The sequence below is a fragment of the Zoogloea sp. genome, from assembly GCF_028693495.1.
Taxonomy (GTDB): domain Bacteria; phylum Pseudomonadota; class Gammaproteobacteria; order Burkholderiales; family Rhodocyclaceae; genus Zoogloea.
In genome coordinates this window covers 1-3,280 of sequence record NZ_JAQUVG010000170.1, presented here as the reverse complement: position 1 = coordinate 3,280, position 3,280 = coordinate 1, and the positions used below count along the sequence as shown (strand labels likewise).

Genomic DNA, 3,280 nt, shown 5'->3' with positions numbered 1-3,280 from the left:
AGATGGGACAGGAGCGGGAGAATCAACGTCAGGTCCGTCTGTGGAGCCTGCAGGAGGTCCGGAGTATCAATCACCGCCCGGTCGATTCCCGCCTGGTTTTGCAGGCTCGGGCTGAACTGTCGACCGTACTGCACAACGACCCTGTTTATCCTCGGGTGCTCAAGGTCATCCAGGCCGCTTGTGCCGCCCGTCAGGAGGTCACCGAGCCCGCCCTGTGCGTGGCTCTGGGGGATCTTCTGCTCGAGGACATCCGCCAGTGCATGGCGATTGCCCAGGCGCTGGGCCAGATCCAGCTGCGTCAGGGTGAGGCGGATACGCTGGTCAGCGCCGCGTTCCACCCCTCCACCTGATCGGCTACCCTGAGCTCAACGCCCCTCGAACCGCCAGTCGGGGGCATAGGCCTGGAGCCACTGCTCCAGCATCATCACGATCCAGACCATTTCCCCGTAGTAGCCAGGATGCTCCGGAAGCCATTTGGTGTGGAGCTCCTTCAGGAACGCCGGCGGAATGACGCCGCGGCTGCCGAAGGACTCCAGGGAGTCCGTGGCCAGTTTCCCCAGGGCGGGATGCTTGACCGACCACACTCCAAAGGGCAGACCGAAGCCGTGTTTCTGCTTGGTGATGATCTCATCCGGGAGGAAGCCGCGTAAGGCTTCCTTGAAGAGCCAGCGGAGCTTGAGACCCTTCAGCTTCCATTCAGTGGGGAGGGCCAGGGAAAAATCCAGCAGTTCGTCACTGATCAGCGGGAAGCCCACATCCACACCCGCCAGGCGGGTGGTGCCGACCACCTTTGGCAGATCGTTGTCGGCCAGGGTGTATTTCCAGTCGAAGGCCAGCATCCGGTTGACGAGGCTGGCGTCGGGCACCTCGTTCCAGGTGGCCCGCTGGAGGTGGTTGGGCTCCTGGCGGTTGATCCCTGCGAGGAAGGCTGGCGTGAACACCTTGTCCAGACCCAGCCGGATGATCAGATTGTAGATTTCAGTCCGGTCGGGCAGCGGGATCGAGGCCTGCTCCACGTAGCTGACGCCCTTCCTGACCAGAGGGATGCGGTTCATCCCGGGCAGGGTGGTGAGTGGTTCGACCACCGTGCTGCGCAGCAGGGACGGAAGGGTTTCGTACCACCCGAACACCCGCTGCTTGGCGTAGCGGGTGTTTCCACCGAAAAGTTCATCACCTCCGTCCCCGGCGAGGAGAGTGCCGATCCCGTCAGCCCTGGCCTGGCGGGCGCAGATCCAGGCGGGTACGGCGGAGGAGTTGCCGAAGGGCTGGTCGTAATGACGGGCCACCAGGGGAATGCCCTCGATCAGGTCGTCCGGCTTGACGTAGTACTCGTGGTGGTCGGTACCAAAATGGCGCGCCGCGATGCGGGCATACTCCATTTCATCGTAACCCGTGGCATCAAAGCCCATGGAGTAGGTGGGTGCTGCCTGACCAGTGATCTTGCACAGCATGCCGGAGACTGTCGAACTGTCGGTGCCGCCGGACAGGAAGGCGCCGGTGCCCGGGCCGCAGTATTCCCGCTCCACGGATTCGCGGACGATCTCCATGAAGCGTTTTTTGGCCTGCTCCAGGCTCAGGGTGCTGTGCTCCTGGAAGGCGGGTCTCCAGTGGCGGGAGAGACTGCGTCGCCCGTCTTTCCAGTCGAGCCGGGAGGCTGGCGTCAGGCGCTCGACGCCCTCGAAGATGCAGATCGGGGAAGGAATGGCGTGGAAGTAGAGATAGTCGAAGATGGCCTGAGGGTTGATCCGGCGGTGCTGCACGGGGACGCCGTCTGCCCGGTCGGAAAACAGCAGCGCGCTGCCTTCTCCGGCGTGGAACCAGGCTTCCGTATCGAAGCGGTCGTTTAAGAGCTGCGCCTGGGAGTCGGTTACATGGACGAAGGCCACGGCGAAACGCCCCCTGGCCTGATGGATGACGTCGGCACCCTGGGCGAGATAGCGGGACAGCCAGGCCTGGGCATGGCCCGAGGCGAGGCCAGTGCCATCCTCGAAGCGTGGCCGTCCCCGGCTGATGCACAGCACTCCGTCCCGGGCTGCCAGCTCGGCGGGGCGGCGGACCGTCAGATGACTGGTGCCCCAGCGGGCTTCCCAGCCGGAGGCGGTTTCCTCGATCTGCAACTCGGGGCGGGGGGCGCCCTTGTCGATGCGGGCCTGGATCAAGCTTGAGCTATGCACAACCAACTCCAATCATTCTGCGTGTTTGCGGGGGGGGGCCGGTCAGACCAGCACTTCCACCAGGTCCGGATGGCTCAGGAAGCCCCGGGGGCTGGCGGTGGCCCCATAGGCACCCGACTGGAAGACCACCACCAGATCGCCCGGCTCGGCTGCCGGCAGCGGCATGCGGTCCGCCAGGATGTCCAGGGGCGTGCACAGGGGGCCGACCACCGAGATGGGTTCGGCGGGTGGGGCGTCCATCCGGTTGCCGATGGCGACCGGATAGTTCTTGCGCAGCACCTGACCAAAGTTGCCGGAGTTGGACAGGTGGTGGTGCAGGCCGCCGTCGGCCACCAGAAAGGTGTGCCCGCGGGAGTCCTTGCGGTCCAGGATCCTGCACACATAGACGCCGGCCTCGCCGACGAAGTAGCGGCCCAGTTCGATGACGAGCTCGGCCAGGGGCAGCGTGTCGCGGGCCTCAGCCTGGATGGCGCTCAGGTTGGCGGAGATACTGCTCAGGTCCAGACGCTGCTCCCCCGGGAAGTAAGGGATGCCGAAGCCGCCCCCCAGGTTGAGGAACCTGACCGGCGCCGGAGCGGATTCCGCCAGGCGCAGGGCGAGCTCGAAGCATTTGCGCTGGGCCTCGACGATGGCGTCCGGGCGCAGGTTCTGGGAGCCGGCGAACAGGTGGAAGCCCTCGAAGGCCAGGCCGGAGCGGCCGATCTCGGCGAGCAGTTCGGGGACTTTCTCGGCGTCCACGCCGAACTGCTTGGGACCGCCGCCCATCTTCATGCCGGAGCTTTTCAGCTCGAAATCCGGATTGACGCGGACGGCCACCCGGGCCTGCCAGCCGGTGGCCTGCCGGATCGCCGCCAGCTCGGCCACTTCCCGGAAGGACTCGATGTTGATCAGGATTCCCGCGGCCACCGCCTGGCGCAGTTCTTCGTGGCGCTTGCCGGGGCCGGCGAAGCTGATTTCCCGGGGGTCGGCACCCGCATCCAGGGCCACCTGGAGCTCCCTGGCCGAGGGCACGTCGATGCTGTCCACCCGGCGGGCCATGTGACCCACCACGGCGGGCATCGGGTTCGCCTTCATGGCGTAGTGGAGCTTGATGCCTGCCGGCAGGG

The 3,280-nt window shown here is 65.9% G+C and carries 3 protein-coding genes; 1 reads left to right on the top strand and 2 read right to left on the bottom strand.

Translation table 11 applies throughout. From position 1 onward, the window contains the following. Window positions 1-350, top strand: a 350-nt coding sequence (locus tag PHD22_RS16700; RefSeq protein WP_299869517.1) for a hypothetical protein, incomplete at its 5' end; no start/stop codon positions are given. Between the two features lie 15 nt (window positions 351-365). On the opposite strand, the gene PHD22_RS16695 is transcribed toward PHD22_RS16700, so the two are convergent. Together PHD22_RS16695 and PHD22_RS16690 are read right to left on the bottom strand one after the other, a co-directional pair. Next, a complete protein-coding gene (locus PHD22_RS16695) occupies window positions 366-2,174 on the bottom strand; it encodes an asparagine synthase-related protein (protein WP_299869514.1) in 1,809 nt (602 codons plus the stop codon). A 42-nt stretch (window positions 2,175-2,216) separates the two neighbouring features. Beyond that, window positions 2,217-3,280, bottom strand: a 1,064-nt coding sequence (locus tag PHD22_RS16690; protein ID WP_299869511.1) for a pyridoxal-dependent decarboxylase, exosortase A system-associated, incomplete at its 5' end; no start/stop codon positions are given.